This window comes from Muricoccus roseus, assembly GCF_900141905.1.
GTDB lineage: Bacteria > Pseudomonadota > Alphaproteobacteria > Acetobacterales > Acetobacteraceae > Roseomonas > Roseomonas rosea.
Map to the genome: position 1 here is coordinate 236,925 of NZ_FQZF01000004.1, position 13,956 is coordinate 250,880.

Sequence of the window (13,956 nt, forward strand, 5' to 3'; positions counted from 1 at the left end):
GTTGCGAGACCGCCATGGCCGAAGATCCCCTCGCCCCCTATCGCGCCAAACGCGATTTCCGCCGCACCGCCGAACCGGAAGGGGCCGCCCCGAAGCGCCGCAAGGCGAAGGCGCTCTCCTTCGTGGTGCAGAAGCACGACGCCACGCGCCTGCACTATGATTTCCGGCTGGAGCTGGGCGGGGTCCTGAAGTCCTGGGCCGTCACACGCGGCCCGAGCCTGGACCCGGCGGAGAAGCGCCTGGCGGTGGAGGTGGAGGACCACCCCCTCGAATATGGCGGCTTCGAGGGCACCATCGCCGAGGGGTATGGCGCCGGCACCGTCATGCTCTGGGACCGCGGCAGCTGGGAGCCGGAATCCGATGACCCCGCCGCGGATCTGGAGAAGGGCCGCCTGCGCTTCACCCTGCATGGGGAGCGCCTGAAGGGCGGCTGGCACCTCGTGCGGATGCGCCCGCGCGGGCGGGAGAGCCGGACCAACTGGCTGCTCATCAAGGATGAGGACGAGGCGGCGCATCCGGGCGACAAGGACGCGCTGCTGGCCGGCTTCACCACCTCCGTCGCCACGGGCCGGGACCTGAACGCGATCGCCGGGAAGCAGGACGGCCCGGCGAAGCCGCCCCGGAAGCGCGCGGCGCCGAAGAAGGATCCCGAGTCCCCTCCCGCGAAGAAGCGCGCCTCCTCCTCCGCCCGCGTGACGGTGGCCGGCGTCGCGCTCACCCATCCGGACAAGCCTCTCTGGCCCGAGGATGGCATCACCAAGCGTGACCTGGCCGAATACATGGAGGCGGTGGCCCCCCGGCTCTTCCCCTGGGTCGAGGGCCGGCCGCTCTCCCTGCTGCGCGCGCCGGACGGGATCAACGGGGAGCGGTTCTTCCAGCGCCATGGCGGTCGTGGCGTCTCGCCGCTGCTGACGCAGGTGAAGCCGAGGGGGGAGGAGTCCTCCCTGCTGCAGGTGGACAAGCCCGAGGCCCTGGTGGGGCTGGCGCAATGGGGGGCGCTGGAAATCCACCCCTGGCCCGCGCGCAGCACCGCCATCACCCGTCCCGACCGCCTGATCCTGGACCTGGACCCGGCCGAGGACCTGCCCTTCACCGCCGTGGTGGAGGCCGCGCTGGTCCTGCGGGAAGGCGTCTCGGCCATGGGCCTCATTCCCTTCTGCAAGACCACGGGCGGCAAGGGGCTGCACATCGTCGTGCCGGTCTCGGGCGCGAGCTGGAAAACCCTGCACGACACGGCAGCCCGGATCTGCGAGGCGCTGGAGGCGGAGGCGCCGGACCGCTTCACGACCAGCAGTTCAAAGGCCGTGCGCGGCGGACGGATCTTCCTGGATTTCCAGCGCAATGCCCGCGGCGCGTCAGCGGTGGCCGCCTGGTCGCCGCGCGCACGCCCCGGCGCCACCGTCTCGATGCCGCTGGACTGGGCCGAGGTGAGGGAAGGGCTGGACCCCAAGGCCTTCACCCTACGCACGGCCCCCGCACGGCTGAAGACCGCCGATCCCTGGCAGGATTTCGAGGCCTCCGCGCGGCCGCTTCCGAAGAAGGGGTGATGGGATTGTGGGCTTCCCGTTGAGGGCTCCGCCCTCAACCCGCCAAGGGCCTGAGACCCTTGGAACCCCGTTTGACTGCCGTGGATACCCCGGATCAAAGGGGTCTCTGGTTGAAGGGGGCCTTTCCTGCCTTCGCAGTCGCCTGAGGTCATCGACCTCAGGCGCACCGTCAGCCGGATGATTCCAACTCGAAGAAAAAGATGATGGTGAGGGGACCGGGGAGAGGAAGAATTCCTTCTTCCTCTCCCCGGGACAGACAGTCACCCGGGAAAGCCGGAGCCTACCGTGCGGACGCCTACTGCTTCTTGTGTCCGGGTTCGGCCATGCCGCGATGCATCTCCGCCGTCACCGCGGCGGGCAGCACGTTGGCCATGGCGGACTGCACCTTGTTCTTCAGGCCGTAGACCACGTCGCCATCACCGCGCAGCATGGCCGCGAAGCCGGTCTTCGCCACCTCCGCCGGGTCGTCCTTCTTCTGCTGGCCGACCGGCGTGTCCATGAGGTCGCCGCGCTCGAAGAACTCGGTCTCGGTCGGGCCGGGCATGAGGCAGGTGACGGTGATGTTGGTGTCCTTCAGCTCGTTCCGGATGGCCCAGGAGAAGGAGTTCAGGAACGACTTGGTGCCGTTGTACACCGCCTGGAAGGTGCCGGGCATGAAGCCGGCGATGGAGCCGGTGATCAGGATCTTCCCGGCGTTCCGCGCCCGCATCTCCCGCCCGACCTTCTGGATCAGGTAGATCGTGCCGGTGATGTTGGTGTCCACCACGCGGCGCGCCTCGTCCCAGTCCTGGTCGAGAAAGCCCTTGCCGAGGCCGCGCCCCGCATTGGCGACGAGAACCTCGACCGGGCGGCCCTTCGTGGCCGCGAGGAGCTGGTCCACGCCTCCGGTGGTGGCGAGGTCGGCCTGGACGGCCTCGACCTTCGTGCCCGAGGCGCGCAGCTCGGTGGCGGCCGCCTCGATCTCCGGCTCGTCGGCCACGATCAGCAGGTCATAGCCATGCTGCGCGGCCTCCTTCGCCAGCTCCCGGCCGATGCCGGTGGATGCGCCCGTGACGATGGCCAGAGGCTTCATGGATTCAGCCATGGTGGCTTCCTTGTGCTTCGGGGGTCAGGGCTTCAGGACGACCTTGATGCAGCCGTCCTTCTTGTCCCGGAAGGTCTTGTAGAGATCGGGCCCATCCTCGAGCTTCGCCGTGTGGGTGATGACGAAGGAGGGGTCGATTTCCCCCTTCTGGATTCGCTCGAGAAGGATGGGCAGGTAGTGCTGCACCGGGGTCTGGGCCATGCGGAAGGTCAGGCCGCGGTTGATGGCGGACCCCATCGGGATCTTGTCTAGGAAGCCCCCATAGACGCCGATGATGGAAACCGTGCCGAAGTTCCGCACGCAATGGATCGCCTGGCGAAGCACATGGGGGCGGTCCGTCCCCATGAAGGTCGCGACCTTGATGCGGTCGATCACGGAATCGAAGCTGGCGAAGGTGTCGGCCTCCGTGCCCACCGCGTCGATGCAGGCATCGGCGCCGCGGCCCTTCGTCTTCTCCTGGATCGCGTCATAGACATCGACCTCGCGGAAATCGAGCGTCTCGGCACCAGCCGCGCGGGCCATGGCCAGGCGCTCCGGCACGGTATCGATCGCGATCACGCGCTCCGCGCCCAGCAGGAAGGCGCTGCGGATCGCCATCTGCCCCACCGGGCCGCAGCCCCATATGGCGATGGTCTCGCCGCCTTTGATGTTGCAGAACTCGGCGCCCATGTAGCCCGTGGGGAAGATGTCCGAGAGGAAGAGAACCTGCTCGTCCGTCATCCCCTCCGGCACCTTGATGGGGCCGACATCGGCATAGGGCACGCGCACATATTCGGCCTGCCCGCCCGGGAAGCCGCCGAGGATGTGGGAGTAGCCGAACAGCCCGGCGGGCGAGTGGCCCCACATCTTCTCGGCCACCTTGGCATTCGGGTTGGACCGCTCGCAGCCCGAGAACCAGCCGTTCTTGCAGAAGAAGCACTCGCCGCAGGAGATGGTGAAGGGCACCACCACGCGGTCGCCGACCTTCAGCTTCTTGTTGTCCTTGCCGACCTCGACGACCTCGCCCATGCATTCATGGCCGACCACGTCGCCACGCTCCATGCCCGGGATCATCCCGTCCATGATGTGCAGGTCGGACCCGCAGATGGCGCAGGAGGAAACCTTGATGATGGCGTCGCGGCCGTCCTCGATCTTCGGGTCGGGCACGGTCTCGCAGCGCATGTCGCCCTTGCCGTGCCAGGTGATCGCCTTCATGCGGGTGGTCTCCAGGAATGTGGGGAGCGGCGCGCCGGAGGGGGCGCGGCCGGGCCATTCAGGGGATTGGAACGCGAGGCGGCGCGATCCGCTGCATGGCGGCGCGCCGCGGCGCGTCAGCCGTTCACTACATCCCCGCCATTCGGGTGCAGCACCTGCCCGTTGATGTAGGAACTGTCCGCCTCCGAGGCGAGGAAGATGTAGGAGGGCGCGACCTCGTCCGGCTGCCCGGCGCGCCCCATCTTGGCGGAGCTGCCATGCTGGGCCGTGCGCTCCTCGTTGAAGCTGGCGGGGATCAGCGGCGTCCAGATCGGCCCCGGCGCCACCGCGTTCACGCGGATCTTGCGCTTCTCGAAAAGCTGCTGCGACAGGCTGCGCGTGAAGGCGACGATCGCACCCTTGGTGCTGGCATAGTCCACCAGCTGCGGGCTGCCGCGATAGGCGGTGACCGAGGTGGTGTTGATGATCGCGCCGCCATCCGGCATGTGCGGCAGCGCGTATTTCGCCATCCAGAAATAGCCGAAGATGTTGGTGCGGAAGGTGCGCTCCACCTGCGCCTCCTCGATGTCGGCGAGATAGGCGACCTCATGCTGCTCGGCGGCGTTGTTCACCAGCACGTCGATGCGCCCGCCGAGGAAGGCGACGGCGCGGGTGATGAAGCCCTTTACGAAGCTGGAATCGCCCACATCGCCCGCATAGGTCTCGCAGCGCCGCCCCGCGGCCTCGATCAGCCGCTTCGTCTCGGCGGCATCCTCATGCTCGTCCTTGTAAAGGATGACGACATCCGCGCCCTCCTTGGCGAAGCCGACGGCGACCGCGCGCCCGATGCCGGAATCGCCGCCGGTCACGATCGCCTTTTTGCCCTCCAGCTTGCCCGATGCCTTCCACCCCTCCATCGAGGACTGGGGGCGCGGCGTCATCTCCGCCTCGCTTCCGGGCTGGTGGTCCTGGTGCTGGGGCGGCTGGGGGGGCTTGGGCTTGTCGGACATGCATCGACTCCTTGGCCCCGGCAGAACGGGAGCCGCGGCGCGGCGGTTTCCCCGCGCGGCCGAATTAACCCTCTGATTAACCTGTGTGAGTCACTCTCCCGCCCGATGAGCACGCAGCCCATTCAGCCCCTGGCCGCGCGCCCGGCGCGCCCCGCGAAGGCGGTAGCCAAGACGGCGGACTTCAAGGGCGCCCTGGCCCGCGCGCAGGTCCCCTTCTCCATACCGGCGCCACAACAGGCCGCCCGGACCATGCCGGAAAGCCGGGTGGCAACGCGGACGGCTGATTCGGTCTTCCGGGGCCGGATCGCGGCGCAGGAGAGCGCGGGCGCGGGCTGGGCTGCGCGCAACGCCAGCTCTGGCGCCCTCGGCCGCTACCAGATGCTGCCCGTGGCGCTGCGGGACATCGGCTGGCAGGACGCGGCCGGTGGCTGGACCGAGCGTGCCGCGGCCATGAGCGTGCGGAGCGAAGCCGATTTCCTCGCCAACCCCGCGGCGCAGGAGGCCGCCATGGGCCTGTTCCTGCAGCGCGCCGAACGGCAGCTGGCCGCCAATGGCGCCCTGGGCGCGGCCGGCCAGACCGTGACGGCCACCGACGGGCAGCCCCTCGCCATCACCCAGGCCGGGTTGGTCGCCGCCGCCCATCGCCGGGGCGCCGGGGCGGTGGCGCGCTAGCTGGAGCACCGCACCCGCACCCCGGAAGCGCCCCTGCCCGAAGCCACCCGCGCGGCCTTCGCGAGCGTGGAGCAGCGCCTCCGCGACTTCGCCGGGGTGAGCTATGCCGGCGCCCGCACGGGCGTCAGCCCTTCCGCATGAACAGCACCGGCATGGAGAGGCCCCCGCCCAGCGGCCGCTCCCCCGGCCGGTCCGCGACATAGCCGAGGCTCTCGTAGAAGGGCACCGCGCCGAGATAGGCCCGCAGCACGAAGCGGCGGTGCCCCGCGGTCCGTGCACGGTCCTCCGCCGCCCGCACCAGCCGCGTCGCCAGTCCCTGCCGCGCCGCATCGGGGTGCACGAAGACCTTGCGGATGCGGGCCACCTCCCCTTCCTGGCTGCCCCAGCCCGCGCTGCCGAGCAGGGTGCCTGCCCCTTCCGCCACCCACAGGTCGCTCGCCAGTACCTCGGGCGCATAGTCCGGGGCGTTCAGCATGGCGGTGTAGGCGGGCACGAGCTCCGGCGGGTAGGCCGCCGTTGCCAGGGCGGCGAAGGACGCGGCGTGCAGCGCCACCAGCGCCGGCATCTCCTCGGGTTGCAGAGGGCGGATCAGGGGCGTCATCGGGATCTCCTGCCTCGACCGTGGCACCGGCCGGGCGCAAGATCGGGCGATGACCCCGTGCCGCCAAGAGCACCGGGACGATGGAGGATATCGATGCGGTTTCCCAAGGGCCCCTTGTTCCGCCGGCGCCAGCTCGGCGCCCTGGCCGGCGGTGCCCTGCTGCCCGCCCCGGCCGTTCTGGCACAGGGAACGGGCACCTTCCCCAACCGCCCGATCCGGGTGGTCATCGCCTTCGCCGCCGGCGGCAATTCCGACACGATGGCGCGGCTGATCCAGCCCCGGCTCTCCGAATTCCTGGGCCAGTCGGTGGTGGTGGAGAACCGGACGGGGGCGGGCGGCGCGCTCGCCGCCGGCCAGGTCGCCGCCGCGCCGGCCGATGGCCACACGCTGCTCTTCGACGCGGCCTCCTTCATCATCGCCCAGTTCATCCACCGGAACCTGCCCTTCGATTACGAGAAGGACTTCGCGCCGATCGGCATGGTGGCGGAGGTGCCCTACATCCTGGCCGTCACGAACTCGACCGGCATCACCGACCTGAAGGGCTATGTCGAGCAGGCGAAGATCATGCGGGACGGGATGCCCTACGGCTCCCCCGGCATCGGCAATACCGGCCACTTGGCGGGGGCGCTACTGGCTCACCGCTCCGGCACGAAGATGGAGCACATCCCCTATCGTGGCGGGGCCGAGGTGGCGCGGGACCTGGCGGCCGGCACCCTGCCCTCGGGCTATCTCTCGCTGAACTCCCTGGCCCCGGTGCTGGAGGCCGGGAGGGCACGGGCCATCGCGCTCACCAGCGGCCGGCGCATGGGGGTGGAGAACGTGCCCACCATAGCCGAATCCGGCTTCCCCGGCTTCGACCTGACGAGCTGGAACGCGATGTTCTGCCGCACCGGCACGCCCGAGCCGGTCCGCCGCCGGCTGGAGGAGGCCGTGAACTTCGCTACCGCCGATGAGGAGGTACGCCGCCGGCTGGGCACCATGGGCGCCTCCGCCGTGCCGGCCGAAGCCGACAAGCTGGCCGCGCGCCTCATCAGCGAGCGGGCCCTGGTCCAGAACCTGATGCGGGACACGGGCATCAGCTTCGGATGAGGAAAGGGCGCGCCAGCGATGCTGGCGCGCCCTTCCGAAATTCCAAAGGAGGGGAGGCGGGCCTCCCCGGTCCCTGGCTCAGCCGACGATCTCGTTGCCGGCGAAGAAGTAGGCGATCTCGATCGCAGCGTTCTCCGGGCTGTCGGAGCCATGGACCGAGTTGGCCTCGATGCTCTCGGCGAAGAGCTTGCGGATGGTGCCCTCGGCGGCGTTCGCCGGGTTGGTGGCGCCCATGATCTCGCGGTTCTTGGCCACCGCGTCCTCACCCTCGAGCACCTGAACGACCACGGGGCCGGAGGTCATGAAGGAGACGAGGTCCTTGAAGAAGGGGCGCTCCTTGTGGACGCCGTAGAAGGTCTCGGCCATCTGCTGGGTCATCTGGATGCGCTTCTGGGCGACGATCCGGAGACCCTTCTCCTCGAAGACGGCGTTGATCTTGCCGGTCAGGTTCCGGCGGGTCGCGTCGGGCTTGAGGATGCTGAAGGTGCGCTCGGTGGCCATGGCGGGGGTTCCTTGGTTGGTGGGGGGCCGGGTAGCCGCCGGGCGCGCATTCGGCAAGGGGGAGAGGGCCGGGGCCCTCCATCAGCCGGGCGCGCCGGCCTTCCCGGCGGGCCCGTCCGGGGCTGGATCGAGGCCGGGAAGGGGGGCGCCGCATGGGCGCCCCGCCGCCTTCGGGCTCAGCGCGAGGGCGTGCCCGGCCAGTCCGGCCGCGCCACCCGCAGCAGCGCGTATCCCAGCAGCCCCGAGACCAGAGATCCGGCCAGGATGCCGATCTTCGCCTCGGCCTGCAGCAGCGGCTCCCCCGGGAAGGCCAGGAGGGTGATGAACAGGCTCATGGTAAAGCCGATGCCGCAAAGGAGCGCCGTGCCGAAGAGCTGGGTGCGGCTGGCATAGGCGGGCATGTCCGCCAGCCCCAGCCGGATCGACAGCAGCGAGGCCCCGAAGACGCCCACGGCCTTGCCGATCAGCAGGCCCAGCCCCACGCCGAGCGTCACCGGCGCCATCAGCGCCGAGCCGGGCAGGCCGAGGACGGGCACGCCGGCATTCGCCAGGCCGAAGATCGGCACGATAAGGAAGCCGACCGGGATGTGCAGCGCATGCTCCAGCCGGTGCAGCGGGCTCGACACCTCGTCATCCGGCGCGGCGGGGCGGGCGCGCAGCGGGATGCACAGGGCGAGGAACACGCCGGCCAGGGTGGCATGCACGCCCGAGCGCAGGACCAGGACCCAGAGGACGACGCCGAGGAGGAGGTAGGGCCAGAGCACGAGCACCCGCGCCCGGTTCAACCCGAACAGCACCGCGAGCACCAGGGCCGCGCCGGCCAGGTCCGGCAGGGACAGGCCGGAGGTGTAGAAGAGGGCGATGATCACCACCGCCCCGAGGTCGTCGATGATCGCCAGCGCCGCGAGGAACACCCGGAGCGAGGCGGGCACGCGGTTGCCGAGGAGGGAGATCACGCCCAGGGCGAAAGCGATGTCCGTCGCGGCCGGGATCGCCCAGCCATGCGAGGTCTCCGCGGGGTTGATCAGGAGAAAGACCAGCGCCGGCACGGCCATGCCGCCGGCCGCCGCGATTCCGGGCAGGGCCCGGCGCGGCCAGGTGGAAAGCTGGCCGTCCAGCGCCTCGCGCTTGATCTCCAGCCCCACCAGCAGGAAGAACACGGCCATCAGCCCGTCATTGATCCAGTGCTCGACCGAGAGCGGGCCCAGATAGGCATGCAGCACCGCCTCATAGGTTCCGGCCAGGGGCGAGTTGGCGATGACCAGGGCGAGCGCCGCAGACCCCATCAGCACGAGACCGGCCGAGGATTGCCCCTCGAGGAAGCGTCGGAGGGCACTGGGCCGGGCATGCTTAGGCGAGGCCATGGTGGGTCCTTTGTTGTGGCTGAGCCGCCGTATCACGCATGGCGGGCTGCGCCAGGGCAAATCGAGAGTTCCCGGATCGGGGCTGCTCCCCGCCGATAGCCGTTTCGCTGCGCTGCGGTGCGGGGTAGAAGCCCGGCCATGACGGTCCTTGCCCTACGCGACCTGACCATCCGCCTGGCTGGCCGCACCCTGCTCGATGGCGCCAATCTCCAGCTCGACCCCGGCCGCAAGCTCGGGCTCGTCGGCCGGAACGGCGCCGGGAAGTCCACCCTGTTCCGCGCCCTGACCGGCGCCCTGCAGCCCGATGGCGGCGAGATCCGGATCGCCAGCCGCGCCCGCATGGCCCATGTGGCGCAGGAGCAGCCGGGTACGGATGTCTCGCTGATCGAAACGGTGCTGGCGGCCGACACCGAGCGCGCCGCCCTGCTGGCCGAGCGCGAGCATGGCGACCCCGCCCGGGTGGCCGAGGTGCAGGAGCGGCTGATCGCGATCGGCGCCGATGCCGCCGCGGCGCGGGCCGGCGCCGTGCTGGCGGGCCTGGGCTTCGATGCCGCCGCCCAGCTCCGCCCGGTGCGCGAATTCTCGGGCGGCTGGCGGATGCGCGTGGCCCTGGCCTGCGCGCTCTCGCTGGAGCCGGACCTGCTGCTGCTGGACGAGCCGACCAACCACCTGGACCTGGAGGCGACCCTCTGGCTGGAGGGCTGGCTGAAGCGCTTCCCCGGCGCGGCCATCATCATCTCCCACGACCGGGAGGTGCTGGACGAGTGCGTGGACAGCATCGCGCATCTCGACCGCGGCAAGATCACCACCTATCCCGGCGGCTATTCGGAATTCGTGCGCATCCGCACGGAGCGCATGGCCCAGCAGGCGGCGCAGAACGCGAAGATCGTGGCCGAGCGCGCCCATATGCAGGCCTTCGTGGACCGGTTCCGCGCCAAGGCCAGCAAGGCGCGCCAGGCGCAGTCCCGCATCAAGGCGCTGGAGAAGCTGCCCGCCGTCTCGGCCATCGTCGAGGACGTCGCGACACGCTTCGAGTTCCCCGACCCGCCCGAGGTGCCGCCGCCCATCCTGACCATGTATGGCGCGAGCGTCGGCTATGGCGACCGCACCATTCTCCGCGGCCTGGAGCTCCGGCTCGACCAGGAGGACCGGGTGGCGCTGCTGGGCGCCAACGGCAACGGCAAGTCCACCCTGGCCAAGCTCATCGCCGGCAAGCTGGAGCCCCGGGGGGGCGAGGTCCGCCGCGCCCCGCGGCTGAAGATCGGCTATTTCGACCAGCACCAGGCCGAGGCGCTGGACCCGAACGGCACGCCGCTGACCCATATGCAGCACGCCATGCCCAAGGCGACCGTGACCCAGGCCCGTGCCCAGCTCGCGCGCTTCGGGCTGGACGAGGACCGGGCCACCACCCTCATCAAGGACTGCTCGGGCGGCGAGAAGGCCCGGCTGCTGCTGGCGCTGACCACGCGGGACGCGCCCCAGCTTCTGATCCTGGACGAGCCGACCAACCACCTGGACATCGACGCGCGCGAGGCGATGGTCCGCGCCCTGGCGGAGTACAAGGGCGCCGTGGTCCTCATCACCCACGACCCGCATATGGTGGAGCTGGCGGCGGACAGCCTCTGGCTGGTGGCGGACGGGGCGGTGAAGCCCTTCGACGGCGACTTGGCGGATTACCGCGCCTGGCTCGCCGGCCGCGCCCGCGATGCCCGCAGCGAGGCCCGCGCCGCCCGGGGGGAGAGCGATGCCCCCGCCAAGCCCACCGCCGCCAGCCGCGCCGCCGCCCGTGCCGCCCTGGCCCCCATCCGGGAGCGGGTGAAGGAGATCGAGGCGCGGATGGAGAAGTTGCGCCTGGAGGACCGGCTGCTGGAGCGAAAGCTTTCGGACACCGAGACCTATGCGCGCTTCAAGCCGGCGGACATCACCTGGGCCAACACCCGCCGCGCCGCCATCGCCGACATCATGGCGAAGCTGGAAGAGGAGTGGCTGGAACTCTCGGAAAAGCTCGAGGCGGCATGAGCGCCCGGATTCCATTGTGATGTTGAAATCGTCTTCCCGGCCGGCCCAGTCTGGGCGCATGGGCGGGGAGCGGAACGATGGTCGAGAGCGACGTCACGGCGCGCAACCTGGCGCGCGTGCAGGACATCTATGGCCGCTATGCGGAAGGCGACCGGTCGGCGCTCTATGAGGCGCTGTCGCCCGAGGTCTCCTGGAGCTCCGCCGGCGACGGGGCGCTCCCCTGGGCCGGCACCCGCCGGGGGCCGGAGGGGGTCAGGAGCTATTTCGACGCCCTCGATGCCCAGGGCGAGGTCACGGGCTACGAGGTGGAGCAGGTGATCGCCCAGGGCGAATGGATCGCGGTCCTGGCCTGCGCCACCATCCGCTACCGCGGCAACGGGCAGGAACACCGCTACGCCAAGGCCGACTTCATTCGGAGCGTGGACGGGCGGGTGGCGGATTTCCGCGAGTTCTACGACACCGCCCGCGCCTGCCGCGAGCAGAGCTGCGGCTGAGGGGAAGGGGGCCCTCAGGCCCCCTGGCGCGCCTCGACCATCGCCTGCCGCTCGGCCCGCACGCGGTTCACCACCATCCGGTCATGCAGCTGCGTGACGGTTGCCGAGCCGGTGCGGGTGAAAAGGAAGGGCAGCAGCGCATGCACGAAGCAGGCGAGGGAGCCCAGCAGCATCTTCCAGCCGAACCAGGCGGCCGTGTGCATGTGCTCCGTATAGCTTTCCCCGACCGAGGCGGGATGTTCCGTGAAGGAGGGGCGAGCCATGTCCGTGATCCCTGGATGACAGGGGGAGATTAGGCCGGGGGCTCCGGCAAAACCTTGCGTTCTGTGCCGGATCTGTTGAGCATCGCGCGATTTCGTCCCCCTTATGCGAGGATTGGTGCAAATTCATGCCCCTCGACGCCTTCGACCGGAAGATCCTGGATCTCCTCCAGGAGGATGCGACCCTCTCCGTAGCGGAGGTGGCGGAACGCGCCGGGCTCTCTCCCTCGCCCTGCTGGCGCCGCATCCGCCGGCTGGAGGAGGAGGGCGTCATCCGCCGGCGCGTCGCCCTGCTGGACGCGGCGAAGATGCGCGTCGGCGTCACCGTCTTCGTGACGATCCGCACCACCCGCCACAGCATGGATTGGGCCGAGCGCTTCTGCCGGGCCGTGAGCGCGATTCCGGAGGTTCTGGAATTCCACCGGATGAGCGGCAGCGTGGACTACCTGCTGCGCGTGGTGGTGCCGGACATCGCGGCCTATGACGGCGTGTACAAGCGGCTGATCGAGATCGCCGATCTCTACGACGTCAGCTCCAGCTTCTCGATGGAGCAGATCAAGTACACGACCGCGCTGCCCACGGGCTACGCGGCCTGACCCTGGAGCCGGGGCGCAGGGAGAGTAGGTCCCCCCCCGGCGCCCCGGAACGCCCTCAGGGCATCACGGGCGGCACGTATTCCAGCGTGCGCCCGAGCAGCCAGAGCATGAACAGCACCAGCGGCGTGTGGACGAGAAGCTGCAGGAAGCTGAAGCCGACGATGTCGCGCGCCTTGAGGGAGAGCACGCCGAGCAGCGGCAGCATCCAGAAGGGGTTGATCAGGTTCGGCAGCGCCTCCGCCGCGTTGTAGACCTGCACGGCCCAGCCGAGATGGACCTTCAGCTCGTTCGCGGCCTGCATCACATAGGGCGCCTCGATGATCCACTTCCCGCCGCCGGAGGGGATGAAGAAGCCGAGCACGGCGGAATAGACGCCCATGGCCACGGGGAAGGTCTCCGCCGTGGTGGCGCTGACGAAGACATGGGCGATGCGGTCGGTCAGGCTCGCCCCGCCCCAGCCCTTCGCATTAGTCATGATCGCGGCGATCGATCCGTAGAGCGGGAACTGGATCAGCACGCCGGTCGTGGCGGGCACCGCGCGCGCCACCGCGTTCAGGAAGGAGCGCGGCCGCCAGTGCAGCAGCAGGCCGAGCATGAGGAAGAGCAGGTTGTAGGTGTTGAGCCCCGAGATGGCGACGATCGCGCCCACGCGGGTGAATTCCTGCAGCATCCAGCCCAGGGTGAGCACGACGAGGATGACGGTGAGGAAGGGGCTGTATTCCAGCCACTCGCCCGGCCGCTCGCGCGGCGGCAGCGCGTCCATCGGCACCTGGGGGTCGATGCCCATCTTCTCCGCGGTCACGGCCTGGTCGCCCTTGGGGGCCGACATCCAGCTGATGATCACGGAGACGACGAGCAGCACCAGCGCCATCACCATGGACTGCCAGAGGAAGATTGTCTCGCTGAAGGGGAGCACGCCGGTGATCTGCAGGATGGCGGGCGGCAGGCTGGCCGGGTTCGCCTGGAGCTGCGCGGCCGAGGAGGAAAGGCCCAGCGCCCAGGTGGCGCCGAGGCCGAGATACCCGGCCGCGCCGGCCGCGCGGTAGTCCATCTTCAGCTCCGGCCGCGTGGCCATGGCGCGGGCCAGCAGGCCGCTGAAGACAAGGCTGAGGCCCCAGTTGAGGAAGGAGGCCAGCATGCTGATGGCCGCCACCAGCGCGATGGCGCCCGGCCCGGTGGAGGGCATCGCGGCGATGCGCCGGATCAGCCGCGCGGCGGGTGGGGAGGTGGCGACGACGTAGCCGGTGATGGCGACGAAGGCCATCTGCATGCTGAAGACGATCAGGCTCCAGAACCCGTCGCCGAAGGCCTTGGTCACGGCCGTGGGCGAGGAGCCGTTGACCAGCGCCGCGACGGCCACCACCGCCACCGCGATGGCCGCGAACACATAGGTGTCCGGGAACCAGGTCTCGGCCCATGCCGTGAAGCGCAGCGCCAGCCGGGCCATCGCGCTCTGGCGGACGGGGGCCTCAGGCGCGGCTGGTCGGGCCGGAAGGTCGGAGGGCATGCGCGGGAACTCCTTGGATCATCGTGGCGGGGGCGCGTG

At 70.0% G+C, this 13,956-nt stretch carries 14 protein-coding genes; 6 read left to right on the forward strand and 8 right to left on the reverse strand.

Annotated elements, in window-relative coordinates; all coding sequences use genetic code 11:
- Nucleotides 1-14 precede the first annotated feature (14 nt).
- Nucleotides 15-1,547: a non-homologous end-joining DNA ligase gene (gene ligD, locus BUB97_RS04840; RefSeq protein ID WP_073132111.1), complete on the forward strand. Its 1,533-nt coding sequence runs from the start codon at nt 15-17 to the stop codon at nt 1,545-1,547.
- Between the two features lie 295 nt (nt 1,548-1,842).
- Here ligD and BUB97_RS04845 read toward each other — a convergent pair whose 3' ends face one another.
- From BUB97_RS04845 to BUB97_RS04855, 3 genes are all read right to left on the reverse strand, one after another.
- The gene (locus BUB97_RS04845; protein WP_073132115.1) at nt 1,843-2,631 is read right to left on the reverse strand and encodes an SDR family NAD(P)-dependent oxidoreductase; all 789 of its coding nucleotides are present in this window, start codon (nt 2,629-2,631) and stop codon (nt 1,843-1,845) included.
- A 24-nt stretch (nt 2,632-2,655) separates the two neighbouring features.
- Complete coding sequence (locus tag BUB97_RS04850) at nt 2,656-3,825, reverse strand: zinc-dependent alcohol dehydrogenase (RefSeq protein ID WP_073132118.1); 1,170 nt, start codon at nt 3,823-3,825, stop codon at nt 2,656-2,658.
- A gap of 116 nt (nt 3,826-3,941) precedes the next feature.
- The gene (locus BUB97_RS04855) at nt 3,942-4,814 is read right to left on the reverse strand and encodes an SDR family oxidoreductase (RefSeq protein ID WP_073132120.1); all 873 of its coding nucleotides are present in this window, start codon (nt 4,812-4,814) and stop codon (nt 3,942-3,944) included.
- A gap of 105 nt (nt 4,815-4,919) precedes the next feature.
- Here BUB97_RS04855 and BUB97_RS04860 point away from each other — a divergent pair, with 105 nt between their 5' ends.
- Nucleotides 4,920-5,486 carry a hypothetical protein gene (locus BUB97_RS04860; RefSeq protein WP_073132122.1) on the forward strand — a complete coding sequence of 189 codons (567 nt, stop codon included), beginning with the start codon at nt 4,920-4,922 and terminating at the stop codon, nt 5,484-5,486.
- A gap of 124 nt (nt 5,487-5,610) precedes the next feature.
- Here BUB97_RS04860 and BUB97_RS04865 read toward each other — a convergent pair whose 3' ends face one another.
- Nucleotides 5,611-6,087, reverse strand: coding sequence for a GNAT family N-acetyltransferase (locus BUB97_RS04865; RefSeq protein WP_073132125.1), 477 nt, complete (start codon nt 6,085-6,087; stop codon nt 5,611-5,613).
- 93 nt (nt 6,088-6,180) lie between these two features.
- On the opposite strand from BUB97_RS04865, the gene BUB97_RS04870 reads away from it, so the two are divergent.
- Entirely contained in the window at nt 6,181-7,176 is a 996-nt protein-coding gene (locus BUB97_RS04870) for a Bug family tripartite tricarboxylate transporter substrate binding protein (RefSeq protein ID WP_073132127.1), read from the forward strand.
- Between the two features lie 78 nt (nt 7,177-7,254).
- On the opposite strand, the gene ndk is transcribed toward BUB97_RS04870, so the two are convergent.
- A complete protein-coding gene (ndk, locus tag BUB97_RS04875; RefSeq protein ID WP_073132130.1) occupies nt 7,255-7,677 on the reverse strand; it encodes a nucleoside-diphosphate kinase in 423 nt (140 codons plus the stop codon).
- Nucleotides 7,678-7,853: 176 nt separating this feature from the next.
- A complete protein-coding gene (gene nhaA / locus BUB97_RS04880) occupies nt 7,854-9,041 on the reverse strand; it encodes a Na+/H+ antiporter NhaA (protein WP_073132132.1) in 1,188 nt (395 codons plus the stop codon).
- A 138-nt stretch (nt 9,042-9,179) separates the two neighbouring features.
- Here nhaA and BUB97_RS04885 point away from each other — a divergent pair, with 138 nt between their 5' ends.
- Both BUB97_RS04885 and BUB97_RS04890 read left to right on the forward strand, forming a co-directional pair.
- A complete protein-coding gene (locus tag BUB97_RS04885) occupies nt 9,180-11,060 on the forward strand; it encodes an ABC-F family ATP-binding cassette domain-containing protein (protein ID WP_073132134.1) in 1,881 nt (626 codons plus the stop codon).
- A gap of 77 nt (nt 11,061-11,137) precedes the next feature.
- A complete protein-coding gene (locus BUB97_RS04890) occupies nt 11,138-11,554 on the forward strand; it encodes a nuclear transport factor 2 family protein (RefSeq protein ID WP_073132136.1) in 417 nt (138 codons plus the stop codon).
- 14 nt (nt 11,555-11,568) lie between these two features.
- Here BUB97_RS04890 and BUB97_RS04895 read toward each other — a convergent pair whose 3' ends face one another.
- Complete coding sequence (locus BUB97_RS04895) at nt 11,569-11,817, reverse strand: DUF6356 family protein (RefSeq protein ID WP_073132138.1); 249 nt, start codon at nt 11,815-11,817, stop codon at nt 11,569-11,571.
- A gap of 125 nt (nt 11,818-11,942) precedes the next feature.
- Here BUB97_RS04895 and BUB97_RS04900 point away from each other — a divergent pair, with 125 nt between their 5' ends.
- Nucleotides 11,943-12,410 carry an Lrp/AsnC family transcriptional regulator gene (locus BUB97_RS04900; protein WP_073132140.1) on the forward strand — a complete coding sequence of 156 codons (468 nt, stop codon included), beginning with the start codon at nt 11,943-11,945 and terminating at the stop codon, nt 12,408-12,410.
- Between the two features lie 55 nt (nt 12,411-12,465).
- Here the strand turns inward: BUB97_RS04900 and BUB97_RS04905 are convergent, their stop codons facing one another.
- A complete protein-coding gene (locus tag BUB97_RS04905) occupies nt 12,466-13,917 on the reverse strand; it encodes a short-chain fatty acid transporter (RefSeq protein ID WP_073132142.1) in 1,452 nt (483 codons plus the stop codon).
- Nucleotides 13,918-13,956 lie beyond the last annotated feature (39 nt).

Bases quoted from the DNA above. Each gene is read 5' to 3' on its own strand.
- BUB97_RS04870 (WP_073132127.1), top strand. From the start codon at position 6,181: ATGCGGTTTCCCAAGGGCCCCTTGTTCCGCCGGCGCCAGCTCGGCGCC.
- BUB97_RS04850 (WP_073132118.1), bottom strand. From the start codon at position 3,825: ATGAAGGCGATCACCTGGCACGGCAAGGGCGACATGCGCTGCGAGACC.
- BUB97_RS04890 (WP_073132136.1), top strand. From the start codon at position 11,138: ATGGTCGAGAGCGACGTCACGGCGCGCAACCTGGCGCGCGTGCAGGAC.
- BUB97_RS04855 (WP_073132120.1), bottom strand. From the start codon at position 4,814: ATGTCCGACAAGCCCAAGCCCCCCCAGCCGCCCCAGCACCAGGACCAC.
- BUB97_RS04885 (WP_073132134.1), top strand. From the start codon at position 9,180: ATGACGGTCCTTGCCCTACGCGACCTGACCATCCGCCTGGCTGGCCGC.
- BUB97_RS04865 (WP_073132125.1), bottom strand. From the start codon at position 6,087: ATGACGCCCCTGATCCGCCCTCTGCAACCCGAGGAGATGCCGGCGCTG.
- BUB97_RS04860 (WP_073132122.1), top strand. From the start codon at position 4,920: ATGAGCACGCAGCCCATTCAGCCCCTGGCCGCGCGCCCGGCGCGCCCC.
- ndk (WP_073132130.1), bottom strand. From the start codon at position 7,677: ATGGCCACCGAGCGCACCTTCAGCATCCTCAAGCCCGACGCGACCCGC.
- BUB97_RS04895 (WP_073132138.1), bottom strand. From the start codon at position 11,817: ATGGCTCGCCCCTCCTTCACGGAACATCCCGCCTCGGTCGGGGAAAGC.
- ligD (WP_073132111.1), top strand. From the start codon at position 15: ATGGCCGAAGATCCCCTCGCCCCCTATCGCGCCAAACGCGATTTCCGC.
- BUB97_RS04905 (WP_073132142.1), bottom strand. From the start codon at position 13,917: ATGCCCTCCGACCTTCCGGCCCGACCAGCCGCGCCTGAGGCCCCCGTC.
- nhaA (WP_073132132.1), bottom strand. From the start codon at position 9,041: ATGGCCTCGCCTAAGCATGCCCGGCCCAGTGCCCTCCGACGCTTCCTC.
- BUB97_RS04845 (WP_073132115.1), bottom strand. From the start codon at position 2,631: ATGGCTGAATCCATGAAGCCTCTGGCCATCGTCACGGGCGCATCCACC.
- BUB97_RS04900 (WP_073132140.1), top strand. From the start codon at position 11,943: ATGCCCCTCGACGCCTTCGACCGGAAGATCCTGGATCTCCTCCAGGAG.